Here is a 21981-nt window from a genome sequence, read left to right on the forward strand (position 1 = left end):
TAAGGAAGAATCTGCTAGATATAGCAGTTTAAAAAGAGTGTCCTTAGTAGGCACTCTTTTTATTTTATAGGAGAAAAACAATGGTAGAAGGATTTAATCCAATAAGATATTCTGTCATAGAAGACAAGAACCCTAGAGAGATAGTAATGTTAGTTGGAGATGGATGTAAATGGAGAAAATGCAGATTTTGTGATTATCATTTAGATTCAAGCAAAGACATAGAAGCCAATTTTCAGTTGAATAAGCAGGTTTTAAGTAATGTAACAGGAAAATTTGGGGAACTTGAAGTTATAAACTCAGGAAGTTTTGTTGATTTAGATAAAAAAACTATAGAATTGATTAAGAAAATATGTTTGAAAAAAGGTATAAAAGAAATCCATTTTGAATGTCATTATATGCATAAAGATGATGTTCAAAATTTTAAAAATTCTTTTTTGAATATTGGAATTAAACCGATTATAAAGTTAGGTTTAGAAACTTTTGACTATGATTTAAGAGAGAAAGTTTTAGTTAAGGGAATTGAAGAAAAGAGTCCTGAAGTAATTGCAAATTATTTTGATGAAATTAATTTGTTACAGGGAATTTCAGGACAAACAAAGGAATCAATGATTAGTGATATTGAGACAGGTTTAAAATATTTTAGCAGAATATGTGTAAATATTATGGTTGAAAATCAGATGCCGATTAAACCGGATAAAAAGGTTATTGAACAGTTTATGGAATATGTTTATCCTTTGTACAAAGATAATGATAGGGTAGATATATTATTAAATAATACAGATTTTGGTGTAGGATGATTAAAGGAGAAAATAAAAATGTCTAATGAAATATTACTGGTTTTATCAATATTTATAATTTACGGAAGCGTAATAGTAATGTATAAATTATTTGGAAAGCAGGGATTATTCTGCTTTACAAGTATAGCAACAATTGCAGCTAACATAGAAGTTTTAATAATGGTCAAAGCATTTGGAATGGTTATGACATTGGGAAACGTTTTATTTGCGTCGACATTCCTTATAACAGACATTGTAAGTGAAGTATATGGAAAGAAAGATGCAAAAAGAGCAGTACATATTGGAATTACAACATCAATTGTATTTATAATATTTTCACAGTGGTGGCTTTTATACACACCGGACAGCACAGATTTTGCAATGCCTGCAATGCAGACAATTTTTTCAAATACACCAAGACTTATGATTACAAGTATGGTTGTATACGCTATAGTTCAGGAATTTGATGTTTGGGCATACCATAAATGGTGGGATTTTACTAACAAATTAGTAGGAGACAGGGAAAGATTTCTTTGGCTTAGAAACAATGGTTCAACATTAATTTCACAGTTTTTGAATAATATTTTGTATACATTTGGTGCATTCTGGGGCATTCATGATTTTAAGACACTTATAAGTATTGCAATTTCAAGTTATGTAATATTTATAGTAACAAGCCTTGCAGATACACCATTTGTGTACTTGGCAAGAAGAATATCAAAGAAGATAAAAGAATAAGAAAAAGGGGCACACGATTGATTTGGTGTTGCCCCTTGCTTATTATTCAGAGTTTGTATAGATAGAAACTCCGTTGCAAACAATAGGCAACTTTTCGAAATTTTGCGAGTATAATTTAAGGCAAAAATCAACTGTTTGAGCCATAGGCGAGTTTTGATTTTTGTCTTATAATAAATGACGGAGCAAAACAAGAAAAGTAACGTGTTTGAAGCGGAGTTATCTAGCTATACAACGCATAAAATAAGTAAGGGGCAACACCAAACAAAAGTATGTACACAACATGTTTTATGTATTAAATAAGTAATTAAAGAAATAAAAAATCACCAGATGCACAAATGTATCGAGTGATTTTTTAAAATAATTTTATTTATTAAATACAGATATTAAACCGTTTACAATTATGAACAGTGTTACAAGTGGAAGTATCCATTTGCAGTAGAAACGGATTTTTCCAGGAACTTTCAGGCCGTTTCCAGTGTTGACTTCTTTTAGGTAGTTGTCCCAGCCCCACCCGTATTTGCTTGTGCAGAAGAGTGTGTAAATTAGGGAACCAATTGGAAGTATTAGGTTACTTACAAGGAAGTCTTCTAAGTCCATTACATTAGTGCCTTTTCCTAAAGGATGGAAGCCGGATAGGATGTTGAAGCCAAGAACGCAAGGAATTGAGCCTATTATTATTAAAATTGTATTAATGAGGGCTGTCTTTTTTCGTTCCCAGCCCCATAAGTCCATACAAGATGACATTATGTTTTCAAAGACGGCTATTACTGTTGAGAAAGCTGCAAAAGCCATAAAGATGAAGAAGCAGCTTCCAATTATTCTGCCACCGGGCATTTTTATAAATATGTTTGGCAATGTTACAAAAATAAGACTTGGTCCCTGATCAGGATTTACTCCGAAAGCAAAACATGATGGGAATATTATAAGTCCTGAAACTATTGCAACAAAAGTGTCTAAGGCTACTATGTTGATTGATTCACCAAGTAGTGAATGGTCTTTACTTAAGTAGCTTCCGAAAATTGTCATGGAACCCATACCAATACTAAGTGTGAAAAATGCCTGATTCATTGCAGCAACAAGAACATTAATAAGTCCAATATTTTTTATTTGCTGAAAATCAGGTACTAAATAGAAATACAAGCCCTTAGAAGCACCTTTTAGGAAAATGCTGTTTATTGCAAGTACAGCCATAATGACTAAAAGGGCAATCATCATACCTTTTGAAATTTTCTCAACACCATTCTGTAAGCCTAATGAGCAAACAAGAAATCCAATTATAATTACAACAACTGTCCAGAAAATCATTTCCGAAGGTACAGAATTCATATCAGTGAAATGATCCTTAACCTGAGAGGTTGTAGCACTAATAAAATCACCTTTGGCAGTGTCAAAGAAATATTTAAGCATCCATCCTGCAACTGTAGTATAAAACATCATTAATATATAATTGCCGGCCATTCCTATGTAACCATGTAAATGCCAAAACTGACCTTTCTTTTCTAAAGTTGTAAACGCTCTTGCAATACTTTGCTGACTAGCTCTACCAACAGAAAATTCCATTGTCAAAATAGGAAGACCTAGTATAACAAGAAATAAAACATAAAATAATACAAAACATCCGCCACCGTTATTTCCAACTACATAAGGAAAACGCCACACATTACCAATACCAATGGCGCAACCGGCAGAAATAAGTATAAATCCTAAACGGGATTTGAATTTTTCTCTTTCCATATAAATATAAAAACCTCAATTCTAAAATAGTCACTGAATCATATTAAATAATAAAAAACAATTTGTCAATTTAACGTATTAGAGTGATGAAATAAGCAATAAATCGAATATGCTTGTAAATAATGATTAAATGTTGCAATTAATACTACATTTTATTATAATAAAAATATTGCTACTTTAGTACGCTAAAGACTGCATGGCTTATAAATACTCCTTTGGGAGTGAGAAAATATTAACAAAGAAGGATGGAAAAATGAAAGATACTCTTGAAATCAGATGGCACGGTAGAGGTGGACAGGGCGCTAAAACAGCAGCATTATTGTTAGCTGAAGTAGCGTTTAAGACTGGCAAGAATGCTCAGGGATTTCCTGAATATGGTCCGGAAAGAATGGGTGCCCCTATTACTGCATATGACAGAATCAGTGATCAGCCTATTAGAGTTCATTCTAATATTTATGATCCTCAGTATGTTGTGGTTGTTGATGAAACATTGATAGAGATAGTTGATGTAACAAAAGGCTTAAGAGAAGATGGAGCAATCCTTATTAATACAGCCAGACCAAAAGAAGAAATTATTCCACATTTAAAGGGATATAAAGGTAAAGTTTATACAGTAGATGCAAGAAAGATTGCAATGGAAACATTAGGAAAGAATTTCCCTAATACACCAATGCTTGCAGCCATTGTTAAAGTTACCGGAGTTATTGACGATGAAACTTTCCTTAATGAAATGGAAGGTTCTTTTAAGCACAAGTTTGCTAAGAAACCTGAAGTTATTAAAGGTAATATGGATGCGTTAAGAATAGCGTTAAGGGAGGTTAAGTAAATGGCAAAGACAGATATATCGAGATTAGGTCAGGATGTGGCATGGCAGGATGTTACATGCGGTAATACAATTGTAGGTTGTGGTACAACAAAACAGTTTATAACAGGAGACTGGACTAATGTTGCCCCTGTTATTGACGAAGAAAAGTGTAAACAGTGTCTTTTATGTGTGCCTGTTTGCCCGGACAGTGCAATTCCTGTAAAAGAATATAAAAGACAGACTATAGATTACGATCATTGTAAGGGATGTGGTATTTGCGTTAAGGCATGCCCATTTGGAGCAATTAAGATGGAGGTGAAAAAATAATGCCAAAGAGAGTTTTATTATCAGGAAATGAAGCTGTAGCTACAGCTTTAAGACAGATTAATCCGGATGTTTTCCCGGCATTTCCAATTACACCTTCAACAGAAATACCTCAGTATTTTTCTAATTATGTTTCAAACGGATTAGTAGATACTGAATTTATTACAGTAGAAAGTGAACATAGTTCTATGAGTGCGGCTATAGGAGCTTCAGCAGCAGGTGCAAGAGCCCTTACAGCAACATCATCTGCAGGTCTTGCATTTATGTGGGAAGTTTTAGGAGTTGCTGCTTCAAGTAGATTGCCTATTGCATTGACGGCAGTTTGTAGAGCACTTACAGGACCACTTAACATTAACTGTGACCATTCAGACACAATGGGAGCAAAAGACAGTGGTTGGATTCAAATTTATGCTGAAAATAATCAGGAAGCTTACGACAATATGGTTATGGCATATAATATTGCTGAAAACAAAGATGTTAGACTTCCTATTATGATTTGTCAGGATGGTTTTATTACAAGCCATGCTGTAAACGATATGGAAATTTTAGATGATATGACAGTTAAGGATTTTGTAGGCGAATATGAACCTGAAGATTATCTTCTTAATCCAAATGAAACATTTGCTGTTGGCCCTTATGCTGTATCAGATTATTATATGGAATCAAGAAAAGCTCAGGCTCATGCCATGGAAAATGCAAAGCAGGTTATTCTTGATGTGGCAAAGGATTTTGAAAAAATCTCAGGCCGTAAGTATGGTCTTATTGAAGAATATAAGATGGAAGATGCAGAATATGCAGTAGTTATAATCGGTTCTGCAGCAGGAACAACTAAGGATGCTATTGATCATATGAGAGAAAATGGTGAAAAAGTAGGTCTTGTAAAGATTAGATCATTTAGACCATTCCCAGGCAAAGAGATTGCAAAAGCATTAAAGAATTGTAAGGCAGTTGCAGTAATGGATCGTTCAGAGAGCTTTTCAACTAACGGAGGACCTGTTGGTGCTGAAACAATGCAGGCTATGTATATTGAAAAATGTCAGGCACTTGCTATCAACATTATGTATGGTATTGGTGGTAGAGATGTAAGAGTTGAAGATATGATTAATGTATATGAAACATTAAAAGAAATCGCAAGAACAGGTGAGACAGGTGATGTTTACCGTTATATGGGATTAAGAGACAAGGAGGCAAAATAATGGGCTATAATTTTAAAGAAGTAATGAATAAACCTGAAAGATTTGCTCCAGGTCATAGAATGTGTGCAGGTTGTGGAGCAACAATTTGTGCAAGAAACGTGCTTCGTGGACTTCACGAAGGAGACAAGGCTGTTATTGGTTGTGCAACAGGATGTCTTAATGTTTCATCTTTCCAGTATCCATACGTTGCATGGGAAGACAGTTATATTCATAGTGCATTTGAAAATGCCAGCTCAACAATGGCAGGTGTTGAAGGGGCTTACAAGGCTATGAAGCGTAAAGGCAAGATTAAAGAAGATTATAAGTTTATTGTATTTGGCGGTGATGGTGGTACATATGATATTGGTATTCAGTCATTGTCAGGTGCAATGGAACGTGGAACAAATTATACATATGTGTGTTATGACAATGGTGCTTATATGAATACAGGAACACAGCGTTCTTCAGCTACACCTATGTATGCTGATACAACAACAACTCCTGTAGGTACACAGTGCAATGGTAAGGAACAGTACAGAAAAGATCTTGCAGCAATTCTTGCAGCACATGATATTCCTTATGTTGCTCAGACTACATATTTCAATGGAATGAAGGATTTGCATACGAAGGCTGAGAAGGCTATTTATACAGAAGGACCTGCATTTCTTAATGTTATGGCTCCATGTCCAACAGGTTGGAAATATAAAACAGATGAAATTATGGATATTTGCAAATTAGCAGTAGAAACTAATTATTGGCCATTGTTTGAAGTAATTGATGGAAAGTGGATTTTAAACTATGAACCTAAGAACAGACTTCCAATCGAAGATTTCTTGAGAACACAGGGTAGATTTAAGCACTTATTTAAACCAGGTAATGAACATCTTATTGAAAAATTCCAGAAGGAAGTTGATAGAAGATGGGAAGATTTGTTATTTAAGTGTAGCAGATAATATTAATCACAAAAAACGTGACTGGAATGGTGAATTATGAAGAGTTTTAAGTTTAACAGAAAAAAAGAAGATTTGCTTCCTGTAATGAAGGCTAAAGCTGAAAAAGCAAACATTAAAATGACAAAAGAGAAGGACAAGATTTCTCTAATGTTAGAAACCGGAAAGTTTCAAAACGGTGAAGATGCAGTGCCTGTAATCTTTAAAGGGAAAATAACAAACACAGAAACAGGTTGTACATTTGATGGAAAATATACATACGGTTTTTATTTGTATACATTGGTTATAGTTGCAGCAATTCTTATAGTTGCAAGATTTTCCTGGTCGGCATATCAACATCAGATGGATAATATGATACTTTGTGGTATAGTAACAGTATTATTGATTGGATTGATTGTTGTTGTAACAAAAAAATCAAAAGGTGGAAAGAACGTTATAGAGAATCTTCTAAATAATTTGGATTTAAAATAATAAAAACTTGACATAGTCATTGATGTAATTTAATATTAATATAATACCAACGGAGGTAACAGAAATGTTGCCTCCGTTTTTGCGTTGCAAGGCAGGATTGTAGGAGTGCGAAGCAGGTTAAAATCCGTAGAGTTAAGATTTGGGCTTTTGAAACTTAAATCATTATATGCAGAAAAAATGTTGCAGACGCGAATATAATAAAAAGGAAGAGAGGTAGGTTTATGAGTTTGGCAGAAATTGTATCAAAGATGGATGATTTTGTTTGGGGACCTGTAATGGCAATTTTTTATGTGATAGCAGGATTGATTGTTATTTTGATAAATATTAAAAATGTTCCATCAGGGCTTGCAATGATTTTTAAAATGGCATTTAACTTTAATGCAGTAGGTGGCAGATGAAGATTACCTGATTAAAAAAATAGATTGTAATTCATTAACACTGATAAGTAATAACTCAAAAAACGAAACAACAGAACTACAGTTAAGTTATGAAGGAGAAAACACAAACAATAATATAGAAGGAACTTGGTGCGATTCTGCAGGAAATGAATATGTTTTCGACAAAAACGGAAAATATAAATACAAAGAATTAGTTCAGGAGCAACCCAGTCATTACAACTTGTCTGGAACTTCTCGGACATAGCAAATGCACTTATGGCAATACCAAATCTAATCTGCTTGCTTGCAATGAGTGGTGTAATAGCTAAGGAAGTAGAAAGATACCAAAAGGTAATTGAGAAAGAAAAGAACTAGAAAACGGCTGACAGGCGACAAGTTTTTTTACTTGAGCAGCTTGACTATATTTATATGAAAAAAAGAGGGATATGTTTTAGATAATAATTGATTCACAAAATCAATTATTAAGATGCACTGAACAGAGAATTTATCAAAAATTCTCTGTGAATTGCATCGGTTCTAAAATAAATAAACCTCTTTTTTTCATCAATAAATATTCAAGCTGTGAAGTAAAAGACTGTCGCCTGTCAGCCGTTTTCTGGTGAATTTTCGGCAACAGAAAAATTCTTTTTCCTTGATAATAATTAGAAAAATAGATATACTTAATAGCGTATTACTTTTACAAGGGATAAAGTTGGAGGCTATATAATGAATTTAATTGAGATTAAGGATTTGTATGAAAACAAAGAAAATTTTATAGATAAAGAAATCGAGGTTGGCGGCTGGGTTCGTAGCATTAGAGATTCAAAGACTTTTGGATTTATTGTCTTAAATGATGGAACTTGCTTTAAACCATTACAGGTTGTTTACAGCGATAAGCTTGATAACTTTGGCGAAGTTTCTAAGACAAATATTGGTGCTGCATTAATAGTAAAGGGTAAGCTTGTGGCAACTCCTAATGCTAAGCAGCCTTTTGAAATTCAGGCAGATGAAGTATATGTGGAAGGTGAAAGTACACCGGATTATCCATTACAGAAGAAGCGACACAGCTTTGAATACCTTAGAACTATTTCACATTTAAGACCTAGAACAAATACATTCCAGGCAGTTTTCAGAGTGCGCTCACTTTGTGCTTACGCAATTCACAAATTTTTCCAGGAGCAGGGATTTGTTTATGTGCACACACCACTTATAACAGGAAGCGACTGTGAAGGCGCAGGAGAAATGTTTCAGGTTACAACAATGGACTTAAATAATGTGCCAAAAACAGAAGAAGGAAAAGTAGATTATACAGAAGACTTCTTTGGAAAACCAACTAACTTAACAGTTTCAGGTCAGTTAAATGGCGAAACTTATGCAATGGCATTTAAGAAGATTTATACATTTGGGCCAACATTCAGAGCCGAAAATTCTAACACAACAAGACACGCAGCAGAATTTTGGATGATTGAACCTGAAATAGCTTTTGCAGACCTTGCAGATGACATGGAACTTGCAGAAGCAATGATAAAATACGTAATAAAGTATGTTTTGGAAAACGCACCGGAAGAAATGAATTTCTTTAACAGCTTTGTTGACAAAGGATTATTAGATAGATTAAATCACGTAATAAATTCAGAATTTGGTCGTGTTACTTATACAGAGGCAATTAAATTATTGGAAGAACACAATGATAAGTTTGAATACAAAGTAAGCTGGGGTGTAGATCTTCAGACAGAACATGAACGTTACCTTACAGAGCAGATTTTTAAACGCCCTGTATTTGTAACAGATTATCCAAAGGAAATAAAAGCATTCTATATGAAGCTAAACAAAGATGGAAAAACAGTTGCTGCAATGGACTGTTTAGTTCCTGGAATCGGTGAAATCATAGGTGGAAGTCAGAGAGAAGAAAATTATGAAGTATTAACTAAGAGAATGGAAGAATTAGGACTTAACGAAAAAGACTACCAGTTCTATCTTGACCTTAGAAAATATGGAACAGCAAGACATGCCGGTTTTGGATTAGGATTTGAAAGAATGATAATGTATTTAACAGGTATGGGAAATATTCGTGACGTAATCCCATTCCCAAGAACTGTAAATAACTGCGAATTGTAAGAAAACGGCTGACAGGTGGCAAAGTTTTTTACTTGAGCAGCTTGATTCATTTGTATAGAAAAATAGACCTATTTTTTCTATAAACAAATGTTCAAGATGTGAAGTAAAAGACTGCCACCTGTCAGCCGTTTTCGGGGAAAAAAGTAATTTAGAGTTCTTGGAAGGCACATTAAGAATTTCTTAAGAATTGTTGTAAGTTGTTTTTAAAATTTTAACATTAGTATATAGGCATATGATGAAGATGTGTGAAAAACGCAGTGTCATATTTAGATGGAGGGTAATATGTACAATATTTTAGTTTGTGATGATGACAAAGATATAGTGGAGGCTATTGATATTTATTTGTCAAAGGAAGGTTATAACGTTATTAAGGCTTATGACGGAATGGAAGCAATGGAAATTTTGAAGAAGGAAGATATTCAGTTACTTCTTATTGATGTTATGATGCCAAGACTTGACGGTATAAGAGCTACTTTGAAAATAAGAGAAAAAAGCAGTATTCCAATTATTATTTTGTCAGCAAAATCAGAAGATTCAGACAAGATTATAGGACTTGATGTGGGAGCGGATGATTATATCACAAAGCCATTTAATCCATTGGAATTAATTGCAAGAGTTAAGTCTCAGATTAGACGTTACACAAGACTTGGCACAATTGCAGAGCCTAAAAGTAATGTTTATAGCGTAGGCGGTCTTGAAATCGACGACGAGTGTAAAGAAGTAAAAGTTGACGGAGAAATAGTGAAACTTACACCTTTTGAGTATAATATTTTACTTTTCTTAGTTAAGAACCCGGGAAGAGTTTTTACAATCGACCAGATTTATGAGGCCGTTTGGAATGAGGAAGCTGTTGCGGCAGACAATACAGTGGCTGTACATATTAGACATATCCGAGAAAAAATCGAAATTAATCCAAAAGAACCAAGATACTTAAAAGTAGTGTGGGGAGTTGGATACAAAATCGAGAAGCAGTAGAAAGGAAATGAGATATGAAAAAGCAAAGAATATTTTTACATACTTTAATATTAGTGCTTGCAGCAGCCTGCTTTGGAACAGCAGCCTATGGTTGGACTAAATATGCTAATGTAAAAGCTAAAAATGAGTATAGGTGGGAATACCAGGACCAGTATGAGACACTTATAACTGATTCGTTGCAGGATATTGTAGCACAATATTTGTATATAAAGAATTTTTCTGATAATAAAAAAGTTCTTGTTGAAAGTAGTGAGCATGGAAATTTAACAGCAAAAGACATAAAAAAACTTTATAAAAATGAAGATAAAAAAAATGAGTTCTATAATAAGTTATATGATTTAGAAAGCACGAAAAATGATGATGAAATTTTTATGACAGATGAGCAGAATAATCAATATAAATATTATAAGAAAGCAGTGAAATATATAGCTGAATATGAAGATATACAAGATTTTGATGCTGTAAAAAGTATGATTTATGATAAATCTAATATTCCTGAAATTAATTCAGCAAGAGATGGACTGAATTATGAGATAATGTATACTGACGGTGAAAATTCACATAAAATCACTACAAGTAATAATTTGTCCGATAACAATAAATATAGAGATTATTGTATTATTGAAAATGGGGCAATAAATCCACTGGAAAATAAAGGCATAATGGAAAATTTTAATATGTATATTGAAGACATGTTTGAAAATTCCAGTGGCGAGGGAGGATATGAAACGTCAATATATTTAAGTGATAGAGCTGAAGAATTATGGGTAAATTATTATGATGATGTAAAAGATTTTCCAAAAGCTCTTATTGAATGTTCTTTTGCTGTAGATAAGACAGATAGTGGATATTTAAATAAATTGCATGCTAATTATGAAAAGGCACCATCTAATCTTTCAGGTACTAAGAAAAGTTTATCAGTAATTGTATTAATGTGTGGCATATATGTTTTGGTGGCATTTATATTATATTTGTTACTAATGGTTCAGGCGGGCCATAAGGAGAAAGGTGATAAGCCTTTATTAAACAAGTCAGATAAATTGTGGTGGGATGTAGAAGTGTTTGTGGCATTTATTGCTTGTTTCATTGCAATTATTCCGTTGTCACAGAATGTATATTACAATTGGAAGTATGAGGAGAAAACTTTGTTCAAGATTCTTCTGGTAGGCACAGGCATAGCATCACTTGTTGCTGTGGAATTAACAGTTTTGTTAAGTGAAAGTTTTGTCAGAAGAATAAAATGCAAAACATTTTGGAAGACAACTTTAATAGGAAAGATTTTTTATGGAATCAAAAAAATAATTAAATATTTATTGTTAAATGTAAAAACATCAATTCTTGTTATTGCTTTTGGAATAGCCAGTTTTATCTGGTGCAGTATGGCAATATTGGGAGCTTATAATGAATATACATTGTTTGTTCCAACTTTAATGATAATAATTTTAATAGTTGCAGTTTGTGCATTTGTACTTATTTTCTTTAAAGAATATGATTCAATTACAGAAGGAACAAAGAAAATATCAGAAGGTAATTTGGATTATAAGATTGAAGATGAGTATAAATTCAAATTAAACAGAAGTTTGAAAGAATCAATAAATAATATTGGCGACGGATTGAGCAAGGCTGTGGCAGAAAGTGTTAAAAATGAGAGAACTAAAACTGAACTTATTACTAATGTTTCCCACGACCTGAAAACACCACTTACTTCTATTATTAATTATGTAGGGTTGTTAAAAACAGAAGGACTTAAAAGTGATAATGCAGAAAAATATTTGGAGGTAATTGACAGAAAATCCATAAGGCTTAAAAATCTTACAGAAGATTTGGTGGAGGCATCTAAGTTAAATGCAGGGGCAATCAATTTTGAAATGCAGCAGATAGACATAGTTCAATTAGTGAACCAAAGTCTTGGAGAGTATGAAGAAAAATTCGAAGAAAAACATCTTACTGTAATGAAAACAATACAGGAAGAACCATTATATGTAATGGCAGACGGAAGAAAAACATGGAGAGTGTTTGAAAATTTATACGGAAATATTTATAAATATGCAATGGATAATACAAGAGTTTATGTGGATATAACAAGACAAAATGACAAGGTTGTTATATTTATAAGAAACATTTCAGCATCTCCGTTAAACTTTAATGCCAAGGAATTAACGGAAAGATTTGTAAGAGGCGATAAGTCAAGAACTACTGAAGGCAGTGGTCTTGGATTATCAATTGCAAAATCCATCGTCGAAAAACAAAATGGTCAGATGAATATTTATTTAGATGGCGATTTGTTTAAGGTTGAGATAATGATGAACTTAAAACAGGCTTAAAATAAAATTAATATCAGAGTGTACAAAAAGTCTTCTCCACACAGTTATACAGGCGAAAGTGTGAAGAAGGCTTTTTTTAAAAGTAATCAAAAAAGGTGTTGACTTTTGGAAAATGCTCTCATATAATGGAACAGTACGTTTATAGGTTGTAATATGCCTATGCGTAAAATAAATATGTGATTAACACATAATTCTAATAACAGGAGGTGAAAACGGAATGCCTACATTTAACCAGTTAGTAAGAAAAGGACGTCAGTCAGCAGTTAAGAAGTCTACTGCACCAGCATTGTTAAAGAGTTACAACTCACTTAACAAGAAGATGAATGATACAGCTTCTCCACAGAAGCGTGGTGTTTGTACAGCAGTTAAGACAGCTACACCTAAGAAGCCTAACTCAGCTCTTAGAAAGATTGCCAGAGTTCGTCTTTCTAATGGTATCGAAGTAACAAGCTACATCCCAGGTGAAGGACATAACCTTCAGGAACATAGCGTTGTTCTTATCCGTGGTGGTAGAGTAAAAGACTTACCAGGTACAAGATATCATATCATTAGAGGTACTCTTGATACTGCAGGTGTTGCAAATAGACGCCAGGCACGTTCTAAGTATGGTGCTAAGAGACCTAAAGCAGGTAAATAGTAGCAGGATGGCTTAATTAAGCCAATCACGGGTTGAATGAATTTGTGACGGTTATTAGAATTATGCTAGAGATATAGACAGTCTAAAGCCGTGAGCAAGGACACAACTTAAGTGAGTACCTAAGATCTAATCGCATGTATCCACTATATGCGGTTACATGCAAAACGGAATTTCTAAATAAAAGTATAAAAATGGAAATTCTGTCAAAATTGATTAAGGAGGGAAGTAACATGCCACGTAAAGGACATACTCAGAAAAGAGAAGTATTAGCTGATCCAATGTATAACAGCGTAGTAGTTACAAAGCTTATCAACAACATTATGTTAGATGGTAAGAAAGGTGTAGCTCAGAAGATTGTTTACGGAGCATTTGATAAGATTGCTAACCAGACAGGCAAGGATGCTATTGAAGTATTCGAAGAAGCTATGAATAACGTTATGCCAGCTCTTGAAGTTAAGGCTAGACGTATTGGTGGTGCAACATATCAGGTACCTATCGAAGTAAGACCTGAAAGAAGACAGGCTTTAGGACTTCGTTGGATCACATTGTATTCACGTCAGAGAAGTGAAAAGACAATGGAAGAAAGATTAGCTAACGAAATTATGGATGCAGCAAACAACACAGGCTCATCTGTTAAGAAACGTGAAGATATGCACAAGATGGCTGAAGCTAATAAGGCTTTTGCTCATTATCGTTTCTAATATAAAACTGCAATTGTCACAGAACAGGCTGTTATGCAGTTTGTAACTGTGACCGTATGGCAGTGAAGAATTACAAGAAGGTAATTCTTTAATAAGATATTAAATTAAGGAGGAAAAAACCTTGGCTGGAAGAGAATATCCACTAGAGAGAACAAGAAACATTGGTATTATGGCTCATATCGATGCCGGTAAGACTACTTTAACAGAACGTATCTTATATTATACTGGTGTAAACTATAAAATTGGTGAAACTCATGATGGAGCTTCTACAATGGACTGGATGGAACAGGAACAGGAAAGAGGTATCACAATTACTTCTGCCGCTACAACTTGTCACTGGACATTAGAAGATCATCATAAGCCAAAGGCTGGTGCGTTAGAACATCGTATCAACATTATCGATACACCGGGACACGTTGACTTCACAGTAGAAGTAGAACGTTCACTTCGTGTATTAGATGGTGCTGTTGGTGTATTTGATGCTAAGGCTGGTGTTGAACCACAGTCAGAAAACGTATGGCGTCAGGCTGACACATACAATGTACCTCGTATGGCATTCATCAACAAGATGGATAAAATGGGTGCAGATTTCTTTTATTCAGTTCAGACAATTATTGATCGTTTAGGAAAGAATGCTATTCCTGTACAGATCCCAATCGGTAAGGAAGATGATTTCATCGGATTAATCGATTTGTTTGAAATGGAAGCATATTATTATAAAGATGATAAGGGTGAAGACATCGAAATCACAGCTATTCCTGATGACTTAAAGGATCTTGCTAATGAATGGCATGAAAACCTTGTTGAAAAGATTTGTGAATTAGATGATGACCTTATGATGCAGTACCTTGAAGGAGAAGAACCTTCTATCGATGATATGAAGGCTGCTCTTAGAAAAGGAACAATCGCTTGTGAAGCTGTTCCTGTATTCTGTGGTTCTGCTTATAAGAACAAAGGTGTTCAGAAGATGTTAGATGGTGTTATCGAATATATGCCAGCACCAACAGATATCCCTGACATTACAGGTACTGATGAAGATGGTAATGAAGTAGTTCGCCATTCTTCAGATGATGAACCTTTTGCAGCATTAGCTTTCAAGATTATGACTGACCCATTTGTAGGTAAGTTAGCATTCTTCAGAGTTTACTCAGGTACAATGAACTCAGGTTCATATGTTTTAAATGCTACAAAGAATAAGAAAGAACGTGTAGGCCGTATCGTACAGATGCATGCCAACAAGCGTACTGAAATTGATAAAGTATATTCAGGAGATATCGCTGCTGCTGTAGGTTTCAAAATTACTACAACAGGTGATACAATCTGTGATGAACAGCATCCTGTAATTCTTGAATCAATGGAATTCCCAGAACCAGTTATTGAGCTCGCTATTGAGCCTAAGACAAAGAATGACCAGGGTAAGATGGGTGAAGCTTTAGCTAAGTTAGCTGAAGAAGATCCTACATTCCGTGCTCATACAGACACAGAAACAGGTCAGACAATCATCGCTGGTATGGGTGAGCTTCACTTAGATGTAATCGTAGACAGACTTCTTCGTGAATTTAAGGTAGAAGCTAACGTTGGTGCACCTCAGGTTGCATACAAAGAAACATTTACTAAGGCTGTTGATGTTGATAGCAAATATGCTAAGCAGTCAGGTGGTCGTGGACAGTATGGTCACTGTAAAGTTAAATTTGAGCCTATGGATCCAAACGGTGAAGAACAGTTTAAGTTTGAATCTACAGTAGTTGGTGGTAACATTCCTAAGGAATATATCCCAGCTGTTGGTGAAGGTATCGAAGAAGCTGCACAGTCAGGTATTATTGCTGGATTCCCTGTACTTGGTGTACATGCTACAGTATATGATGGATCTTACCATGAAGTCGATTCATCAGAAATGGCTTTCCACATCGCTGGTTCTATGGCATTTAAGGATGCTATGGCTAAGGCAGATCCAGTATTACTTGAGCCTATTATGAAGGTTGAAGTAACAATGCCTGAAGAATATATGGGTGATGTTATCGGAAGCTTAAATTCAAAGCGTGGACAGATCGAAGGTATGGACGATATCGGTGGTGGAAAGATTGTTAAAGCATTTGTTCCATTGTCAGAAATGTTCGGTTACTCAACAGAACTTCGTTCAGCTACTCAGGGACGTGGTAACTATTCAATGTTCTTTGAAAAGTATCAGGCAGCTCCAAAGTCTGTTCAGGATAAGATTGCATCTGCAAGAGCAAAATAATATATGGATTTAACCATTAATTTAATATAAAGGCTTGAAAATCTTCCCATTATAAAATATAATGGGAGATAAGCCTATGTAAAAGACCACAAGGTCTGAAATTTTAATTTTATTATTTTTAGGAGGATTATCAAAATGGCAAAAGCTAAGTTTGAAAGAACAAAACCACATTGTAATATTGGTACAATCGGACATGTCGATCATGGTAAAACAACTTTAACAGCAGCTATTACTAAAGTACTTGCTGAAAGAGTTGAAGGTAATGAAGCTACAGATTTCGAAAATATCGACAAGGCTCCAGAAGAAAGAGAAAGAGGTATCACAATCTCTACAGCTCACGTTGAATATGAAACAAAGAAGAGACATTACGCTCACGTTGACTGCCCAGGCCATGCTGACTATGTAAAGAACATGATCACAGGTGCTGCTCAGATGGACGGTGCTATCCTTGTAGTTGCTGCTACTGATGGTGTTATGGCTCAGACAAAGGAACATATCTTACTTTCACGTCAGGTAGGTGTTCCAAAAATCGTTGTATTCATGAACAAATGTGATATGGTTGATGATGAAGAATTACTTGAATTAGTAGAAATGGACGTTACAGAAATCCTTGAAGAATATGGTTTCGACGGAACTCCAATCATCAAAGGTTCAGCTCTTAAAGCTCTTGAAGATCCATCATCAGAATGGGGCGATAAGATTATGGAATTAATGGATACAGTTGATGATTACTTCCCAGATCCAGAAAGAGATACAGATAAGCCTTTCTTAATGCCAGTAGAAGACGTATTCACAATCACAGGTCGTGGTACAGTTGCTACAGGTAGAGTAGAAAGAGGAACACTTCACTTAAACGATGAAGTTGAAATCGTCGGTGTTAAGGAAGAAACACAGAAGACAGTTATCACAGGTATTGAAATGTTCAGAAAGCTTCTTGATGAAGCTCAGGCTGGTGATAACATCGGTGCTCTTTTAAGAGGTATCAACAGAGACCAGATCGAAAGAGGTCAGGTTCTTGCTAAACCAGGTTCAGTAACATGCCATAAGAAATTTACTGCTCAGGTTTACGTATTAACAAAGGATGAAGGTGGACGTCATACTCCTTTCTTCAACAACTACAGACCACAGTTCTACTTCAGAACAACTGACGTAACAGGTGTTTGTGAATTACCAGATGGTGTAGAAATGTGTATGCCTGGTGATAACGTAGAAATCACAGTTGAACTTATTCACCCAATCGCTATGGAACAGGGTCTTGGATTCGCTATCCGTGAAGGTGGTAGAACAGTAGGATCAGGTAAGGTTGCTACAATTATCGAATAATTAACGTTATCAATGAATAGAGCGCGAGCTCACTATAAATAAAGAAAACCACGGTCGTGTTTACACGAAACCGTGGTTTTCCTTTGTTTATAGGGCTCGCAGGCATTCTATGAATGACGCGAGCTTATTGATTACGGAGTAATCAATAAGATATGCTTGTGCAAAAATATAGGCATTCCCGAAATTTTCGGGGATGCCTTTTTTTCGTACTTATGAAGGATTTTTTGTAAAAGTGTCGTCATAAGTGTCGTCAAAATTCACCTAAAAGTAAGAAAGGGGACTTATATAAGGCTCTATGTCAAGAATGGGATGACGCAAGTTTATAAATTGAGATAGACAAATGTTGACAATGGTAACATTCACTTATATATTTATGAATGTCAGAAATATGTTACTGAAGAATTTACCTTATATTTAAAGTCAAAAGAAGCTGAGAAAAAGAGGAATGCATTGGAGAATATTAGGACACTTTCATACGCTTATATTAATTTTTATATTGAACACCCGACATATTATAGTTTTATGTATCGCAATACATATATAAAAATAGAATTTACAATGGAAAAAAGGAGGAAAATTATCCTCCATATAATGTTTTTCGTGAGCAGTATGGGCGATTGGCAGAAGAAATTGGAATATCGTTTGAGGAGTCACTTACTAGGTTAACAAGATTATGGGCTTTATTGCATGGACTGACAGCTTTTCTTATTTCTGATAACGTACAATGGAACAATGAGTGGCAATCATGCCTGGAAAAAGAATTTAACTAAATGTAATGCAGAAAGAATTAGAAATAATAAGAGAGCGTCGTAAAATGTGGGAACAACGTCTTCCAGATGTTTATGATATATTGTATCAAGGAAGTATGAAAGCTAAAACAGTAGCAGCAAATACACTTGAAGAAGTAAAACATTCTATGAAAATTGATTATTTCGAAAATAAAAATCTTCTAAGTAAAGAAAATGAAAGATAATACATTTTTCTTAGGAAAAAGTGGATTGTTACAGAAATTCCTTTACAAAAAGGCTTACAGTAGTAATAATAATTCAAATAATAGCATTTAAAACGGATAAATGGTATAATTTGAGAATGTATGTTAGAAAACATAATGATTTTTTTTATTATGGATTGCAAGATTCAAGTAGATGAATTGCAAAATAATATTATAAAAAGTATTAAAAGGGAGTTTATAATGAAAAAATTAACAAAGGAAGAGAAGCATAAACAATGTCTTAAAGAGATTAAAGCTACAATGTTAGTTGTGGTCGTATGCTTTTTGTGGCACGTGCTTACAGCATTTTTACTGAATTCTAAAGGAGGCACTTTATTCCATATGCCTTTATGGTTCGTGGTTTCGGTGTTTGGCACAATAATTTTGGCAATTATTGGGGTGTTCTGGTTGTTAAAATTTGTGTTTGTAGATTTCTCTTATGATGAGGAGGAATGCGAAGATGAACAGTAATCAGATTATAATTTTATCAGTTTTTCTGGTCTACTTATTATTTAATGTTATAGTAAGTTTTGTTTATAGCAGAAAGGCAGAAAAGAGTTTGAATACTTCTGAGGAGAAGAAGTATTTTATCGGTGGAAGAAATATGAATGGTATAGTACTAGCCATGACTATTATGGCAACTTATACTTCAGCAAGTTCTTTTATTTCTGGACCGGGAGCAGCAGGACTTACATATGGCTATGCTCAGGCTTGGATTGCAGCAATTCAGGTGCCGGTTACTTTTTTAGTGCTTGGAGTGTTAGGAAATAAGTTGGCGCTGGTTTCAAGAAGAACAGGAGCGGTAACTGTAGTTGGGTATTTTAAGGCAAGATACAAAAGTTCAGCTCTTGTAATTATTACAAGTATTGGTCTTATTGCTTTCTTTATTGCGCAGATGATAAGCCAGTTTACAGGTGGAGCCACACTTATTGCTTCAATAACAGGATTGGACCACGTAACTTCGCTTTTGATTTTTGGAACCGTTGTTGTATTGTACACAGCTGTTGGCGGATTTAGTGCTGTAGTAATTACAGATACAATTCAGGGAATTGTAATGTGTGTGGGAACATTTTTATTTATATTTTTTGTTCTTAAAGCAGGTGGAGGCTTGGCATCAATTGATGCAGGACTTGCCAATAATTTGCCTAATGTTTATAATGATATTTTTTCAAAATACACACCGGGAGGATTACTTAGTTTCTGGATTTTGGTAGGTTTTGGAACATTGGGACTTCCACAGACTGCAGTTCGTGCCATGGGATTTAAGAATACGAAGAGTATGCATCAGGCAATGTGGATTGGTGTATTAACATGTAGCTTTGTAATTGTTGGCATGCATCTTGCAGGAACTTGGGCAGGAGCATTTGTTGATGTGGATAACCTTCCAACATCAGATTATTTTATTCCATATATTGTTCAAAAAATTATGCCAACAGGAGTTGCGGCAATTTTCCTTGCAGCTCCAATGGCTGCAGTAATGTCTACGGCTGATTCGCTTTTGATTCTTGCCACAGCCGCAATTGTAAAGGATTTATGGAAGAATTATGTTGTAAAAGATGATCCTGAAAAAAATAAGTCATACGAGAAAAATGTTAAGTCGATAAGTACAGTTATTACAATTATATTAGGTATAGTAGTTATGGTTCTTACAATTAATCCACCTGATATTATTTTCGTACTTAATATGTTTGCTTTCGGTGGTTTGGAATGCACTTTCTTCTGGCCACTTGTTGGCGGTTTGTTCTGGAAAAAAGGAACAAAGCAGGCGGCAGTTTGTAGTAGCGTAGGCGCAATTGCAACTTATATTTTTGCAACATATTTTATTAATATTGCAGGACTTAACGCAGTTGTTTGGGGACTTCTTGTAGGTGGAATTTTGTATTTTGGAATTGGAATGGTAACAGGAAGAAAAGGTTTGGATCCGGATATTTTGGACAAATGTTTTTAATAAGGCCATAGGAGTTTTGACACTCTAATTAAATAAGAAAAAGCAGGTACAAAAATGAATAAAGTAGTGAAGAGAATTTTAAAGATAGTTGGCATTGCCATAGCAGTAATTGTGGTTGTATTAATTGGATATATTATTTACTTATATGCAAGTTATCATCGCATTGAAGACAATAAGAAATTAAAGGTTGAAAGCCGTATTGAGCAGTCTAAAGCTGGCGAAAAACTTTCTACAGGAAAGGAATATTCAGCACTTACTTATAATATTGGTTTTGGTGCGTACACACCGGATTTCAGTTTCTTTATGGATGGCGGTAAGTCATCATGGGCAAAGAGCAAGAAAAGTGTTATCTCAACTGTTAACGGTGCAGGTGAGCTGGTTAAGTCATATAATCCTGATTTTGCCTTAATCGAGGAAGTGGATTTAAACTCTACCAGAAGTTATCATGTAAATGAGTATTCATTATTAAAAAATGTTATGAAAGATTATGATTGTGTGTTTGCACAAAATTATGATTCAGCATTTTTGTTTTATCCGTTTACCCAGCCTCACGGAAGCAGTAAGTCAGGACTTGCGTTGTTTTCAAAATATAGCATTACGGATTCTTTAAGAAGAAGTTTTCCGGTTTCAACATCTTTTAGCAAGTTTTTTGATTTGGACAGATGCTATAGTATTTCAAGGGTTCCTGTAGACAATGGAAAGGAATTAGTTATTTTTGAACTTCATATGTCTGCTTACGGAAACAGTGATGAAATACGTGAGGGACAGATTAATATGTTGGTTTCTGATTTGGAAAAAGAGTACAAGGCAGGTAATTATGTTTTGTGCGGTGGGGATTTTAACCACGATTTGAAAGCTTCTGAAGATGATTCAGAAAACAGGGAATCATGGGCTTATCCTTTTCCAAGAAAGAAACTTCCAAGTAATTTTTCTTTCTGCATAGATCAGTTATCTGATGAGGAAAAAGACAATCTTTGGAATAGTGCAAGAAATGCAGATATGGAGTATAAACCGGGAGTAACTTATACAGTTACGCTGGATGGTTTTATTATTTCCGACAATATAGAATGTGTAAAATATGATAATATTAACACAGGCTATACTTATTCAGACCATGATCCGGTTTATGTAAAGTTTAAATTGAAATAAAAATAAAAGTTAATAGAAACCTAATTTAAAATAATATCAAAATGATTGGTAAATTTTTAGCGAGATTTTTAAATTAAATAATCTTGACATAGTTAGTGAAAGTTGTATTATATTAACTAGTTTTATATAACTAACTTGATTAGAATATATAAAAACTAAGTTAATTAGGTTCGGCATAGCAGTTTACTTAGTATTATTTGAATATTTGATTATGGAAGGGAGATTA

General features: G+C 34.5%; 22 protein-coding genes. 21 read left to right on the forward strand and 1 reads right to left on the reverse strand.

Going from position 1 to position 21981, the window contains the following annotated elements; all coding sequences use genetic code 11:
• Positions 1–80 precede the first annotated feature (80 nt).
• The gene (locus NQ558_RS05980) at positions 81–797 is read left to right on the forward strand and encodes a hypothetical protein (RefSeq protein WP_005363490.1); all 717 of its coding nucleotides are present in this window, start codon (positions 81–83) and stop codon (positions 795–797) included.
• Between the two features lie 18 nt (positions 798–815).
• Positions 816–1514: a queuosine precursor transporter gene (locus NQ558_RS05985; protein ID WP_005363492.1), complete on the forward strand. Its 699-nt coding sequence runs from the start codon at positions 816–818 to the stop codon at positions 1512–1514.
• A 363-nt stretch (positions 1515–1877) separates the two neighbouring features.
• On the opposite strand, the gene NQ558_RS05990 is transcribed toward NQ558_RS05985, so the two are convergent.
• A complete protein-coding gene (locus NQ558_RS05990; protein ID WP_005363494.1) occupies positions 1878–3248 on the reverse strand; it encodes a sodium-dependent transporter in 1371 nt (456 codons plus the stop codon).
• 253 nt (positions 3249–3501) lie between these two features.
• On the opposite strand from NQ558_RS05990, the gene NQ558_RS05995 reads away from it, so the two are divergent.
• The 19 genes from NQ558_RS05995 to NQ558_RS06085 all read left to right on the forward strand — a co-directional run bounded on the left by NQ558_RS05995 (position 3502) and on the right by NQ558_RS06085 (position 21755).
• Positions 3502–4074 carry a 2-oxoacid:acceptor oxidoreductase family protein gene (locus NQ558_RS05995; RefSeq protein WP_040447307.1) on the forward strand — a complete coding sequence of 191 codons (573 nt, stop codon included), beginning with the start codon at positions 3502–3504 and terminating at the stop codon, positions 4072–4074.
• The gene (locus NQ558_RS06000) at positions 4075–4380 is read left to right on the forward strand and encodes a 4Fe-4S binding protein (protein WP_005363496.1); all 306 of its coding nucleotides are present in this window, start codon (positions 4075–4077) and stop codon (positions 4378–4380) included.
• Positions 4380–5573, forward strand: coding sequence for a 2-ketoisovalerate ferredoxin oxidoreductase subunit alpha (gene porA / locus NQ558_RS06005; protein ID WP_005363497.1), 1194 nt, complete (start codon positions 4380–4382; stop codon positions 5571–5573). Before NQ558_RS06000 ends, porA begins: the two co-directional genes overlap by 1 nt.
• Positions 5573–6505: a thiamine pyrophosphate-dependent enzyme gene (locus tag NQ558_RS06010; RefSeq protein WP_005363501.1), complete on the forward strand. Its 933-nt coding sequence runs from the start codon at positions 5573–5575 to the stop codon at positions 6503–6505. The genes porA and NQ558_RS06010 overlap by 1 nt, the downstream gene beginning before the upstream one ends.
• Before the next feature lie 36 nt (positions 6506–6541).
• A complete protein-coding gene (locus tag NQ558_RS06015; protein WP_005363503.1) occupies positions 6542–6973 on the forward strand; it encodes a hypothetical protein in 432 nt (143 codons plus the stop codon).
• A 221-nt stretch (positions 6974–7194) separates the two neighbouring features.
• Positions 7195–7371, forward strand: a complete 177-nt coding sequence (locus tag NQ558_RS06020) for an alanine:cation symporter family protein (protein ID WP_005363505.1) — start codon at positions 7195–7197, stop codon at positions 7369–7371.
• On the forward strand, positions 7361–7615 hold the full coding sequence (locus tag NQ558_RS06025) for a hypothetical protein (protein WP_040447309.1): 255 nt from the start codon (positions 7361–7363) through the stop codon (positions 7613–7615). Before NQ558_RS06020 ends, NQ558_RS06025 begins: the two co-directional genes overlap by 11 nt.
• On the forward strand, positions 7612–7725 hold the full coding sequence (locus NQ558_RS06030; protein ID WP_341271143.1) for a hypothetical protein: 114 nt from the start codon (positions 7612–7614) through the stop codon (positions 7723–7725). Before NQ558_RS06025 ends, NQ558_RS06030 begins: the two co-directional genes overlap by 4 nt.
• 351 nt (positions 7726–8076) lie before the next feature.
• Complete coding sequence (asnS, locus tag NQ558_RS06035; RefSeq protein ID WP_005363508.1) at positions 8077–9468, forward strand: asparagine--tRNA ligase; 1392 nt, start codon at positions 8077–8079, stop codon at positions 9466–9468.
• A 282-nt stretch (positions 9469–9750) separates the two neighbouring features.
• Positions 9751–10443: a response regulator transcription factor gene (locus NQ558_RS06040; RefSeq protein WP_040447311.1), complete on the forward strand. Its 693-nt coding sequence runs from the start codon at positions 9751–9753 to the stop codon at positions 10441–10443.
• A 14-nt stretch (positions 10444–10457) separates the two neighbouring features.
• The gene (locus NQ558_RS06045) at positions 10458–12767 is read left to right on the forward strand and encodes a sensor histidine kinase (protein ID WP_005363512.1); all 2310 of its coding nucleotides are present in this window, start codon (positions 10458–10460) and stop codon (positions 12765–12767) included.
• A 217-nt stretch (positions 12768–12984) separates the two neighbouring features.
• Positions 12985–13404 carry a 30S ribosomal protein S12 gene (gene rpsL, locus NQ558_RS06050; RefSeq protein WP_005363514.1) on the forward strand — a complete coding sequence of 140 codons (420 nt, stop codon included), beginning with the start codon at positions 12985–12987 and terminating at the stop codon, positions 13402–13404.
• 230 nt (positions 13405–13634) lie between these two features.
• Positions 13635–14105 carry a 30S ribosomal protein S7 gene (gene rpsG / locus NQ558_RS06055; protein WP_040447313.1) on the forward strand — a complete coding sequence of 157 codons (471 nt, stop codon included), beginning with the start codon at positions 13635–13637 and terminating at the stop codon, positions 14103–14105.
• A gap of 121 nt (positions 14106–14226) precedes the next feature.
• On the forward strand, positions 14227–16344 hold the full coding sequence (gene fusA, locus NQ558_RS06060; RefSeq protein ID WP_084812576.1) for an elongation factor G: 2118 nt from the start codon (positions 14227–14229) through the stop codon (positions 16342–16344).
• A gap of 135 nt (positions 16345–16479) precedes the next feature.
• Positions 16480–17667: an elongation factor Tu gene (gene tuf, locus NQ558_RS06065; protein WP_005363519.1), complete on the forward strand. Its 1188-nt coding sequence runs from the start codon at positions 16480–16482 to the stop codon at positions 17665–17667.
• 775 nt (positions 17668–18442) lie between these two features.
• Positions 18443–18640, forward strand: coding sequence for a hypothetical protein (locus NQ558_RS06070; protein ID WP_005363521.1), 198 nt, complete (start codon positions 18443–18445; stop codon positions 18638–18640).
• Positions 18641–18859: 219 nt separating this feature from the next.
• Positions 18860–19129, forward strand: a complete 270-nt coding sequence (locus NQ558_RS06075; protein WP_040447416.1) for a YhdT family protein — start codon at positions 18860–18862, stop codon at positions 19127–19129.
• Positions 19119–20606 carry a sodium/pantothenate symporter gene (gene panF / locus NQ558_RS06080; protein WP_005363525.1) on the forward strand — a complete coding sequence of 496 codons (1488 nt, stop codon included), beginning with the start codon at positions 19119–19121 and terminating at the stop codon, positions 20604–20606. The genes NQ558_RS06075 and panF overlap by 11 nt, the downstream gene beginning before the upstream one ends.
• A gap of 54 nt (positions 20607–20660) precedes the next feature.
• Complete coding sequence (locus tag NQ558_RS06085) at positions 20661–21755, forward strand: endonuclease/exonuclease/phosphatase family protein (RefSeq protein ID WP_005363526.1); 1095 nt, start codon at positions 20661–20663, stop codon at positions 21753–21755.
• Positions 21756–21981: the final 226 nt, after the last annotated feature.

It is taken from the genome of Eubacterium ventriosum (assembly GCF_025150745.1).
In the GTDB taxonomy this organism is placed as follows: Bacteria; Bacillota; Clostridia; order Lachnospirales; family Lachnospiraceae; genus Eubacterium_G; species Eubacterium_G ventriosum.

Bases quoted from the DNA above. Each gene is read 5' to 3' on its own strand.
- NQ558_RS05985 (WP_005363492.1), top strand. From the start codon at position 816: ATGTCTAATGAAATATTACTGGTTTTATCAATATTTATAATTTACGGA.
- panF (WP_005363525.1), top strand. From the start codon at position 19,119: ATGAACAGTAATCAGATTATAATTTTATCAGTTTTTCTGGTCTACTTA.
- NQ558_RS06020 (WP_005363505.1), top strand. From the start codon at position 7,195: ATGAGTTTGGCAGAAATTGTATCAAAGATGGATGATTTTGTTTGGGGA.
- rpsL (WP_005363514.1), top strand. From the start codon at position 12,985: ATGCCTACATTTAACCAGTTAGTAAGAAAAGGACGTCAGTCAGCAGTT.
- NQ558_RS06045 (WP_005363512.1), top strand. From the start codon at position 10,458: ATGAAAAAGCAAAGAATATTTTTACATACTTTAATATTAGTGCTTGCA.
- tuf (WP_005363519.1), top strand. From the start codon at position 16,480: ATGGCAAAAGCTAAGTTTGAAAGAACAAAACCACATTGTAATATTGGT.
- NQ558_RS05980 (WP_005363490.1), top strand. From the start codon at position 81: ATGGTAGAAGGATTTAATCCAATAAGATATTCTGTCATAGAAGACAAG.
- NQ558_RS05995 (WP_040447307.1), top strand. From the start codon at position 3,502: ATGAAAGATACTCTTGAAATCAGATGGCACGGTAGAGGTGGACAGGGC.
- rpsG (WP_040447313.1), top strand. From the start codon at position 13,635: ATGCCACGTAAAGGACATACTCAGAAAAGAGAAGTATTAGCTGATCCA.
- NQ558_RS06075 (WP_040447416.1), top strand. From the start codon at position 18,860: ATGAAAAAATTAACAAAGGAAGAGAAGCATAAACAATGTCTTAAAGAG.
- NQ558_RS05990 (WP_005363494.1), bottom strand. From the start codon at position 3,248: ATGGAAAGAGAAAAATTCAAATCCCGTTTAGGATTTATACTTATTTCT.
- NQ558_RS06015 (WP_005363503.1), top strand. From the start codon at position 6,542: ATGAAGAGTTTTAAGTTTAACAGAAAAAAAGAAGATTTGCTTCCTGTA.
- porA (WP_005363497.1), top strand. From the start codon at position 4,380: ATGCCAAAGAGAGTTTTATTATCAGGAAATGAAGCTGTAGCTACAGCT.
- NQ558_RS06000 (WP_005363496.1), top strand. From the start codon at position 4,075: ATGGCAAAGACAGATATATCGAGATTAGGTCAGGATGTGGCATGGCAG.
- NQ558_RS06040 (WP_040447311.1), top strand. From the start codon at position 9,751: ATGTACAATATTTTAGTTTGTGATGATGACAAAGATATAGTGGAGGCT.
- NQ558_RS06070 (WP_005363521.1), top strand. From the start codon at position 18,443: ATGCAGAAAGAATTAGAAATAATAAGAGAGCGTCGTAAAATGTGGGAA.
- NQ558_RS06085 (WP_005363526.1), top strand. From the start codon at position 20,661: ATGAATAAAGTAGTGAAGAGAATTTTAAAGATAGTTGGCATTGCCATA.
- asnS (WP_005363508.1), top strand. From the start codon at position 8,077: ATGAATTTAATTGAGATTAAGGATTTGTATGAAAACAAAGAAAATTTT.
- NQ558_RS06010 (WP_005363501.1), top strand. From the start codon at position 5,573: ATGGGCTATAATTTTAAAGAAGTAATGAATAAACCTGAAAGATTTGCT.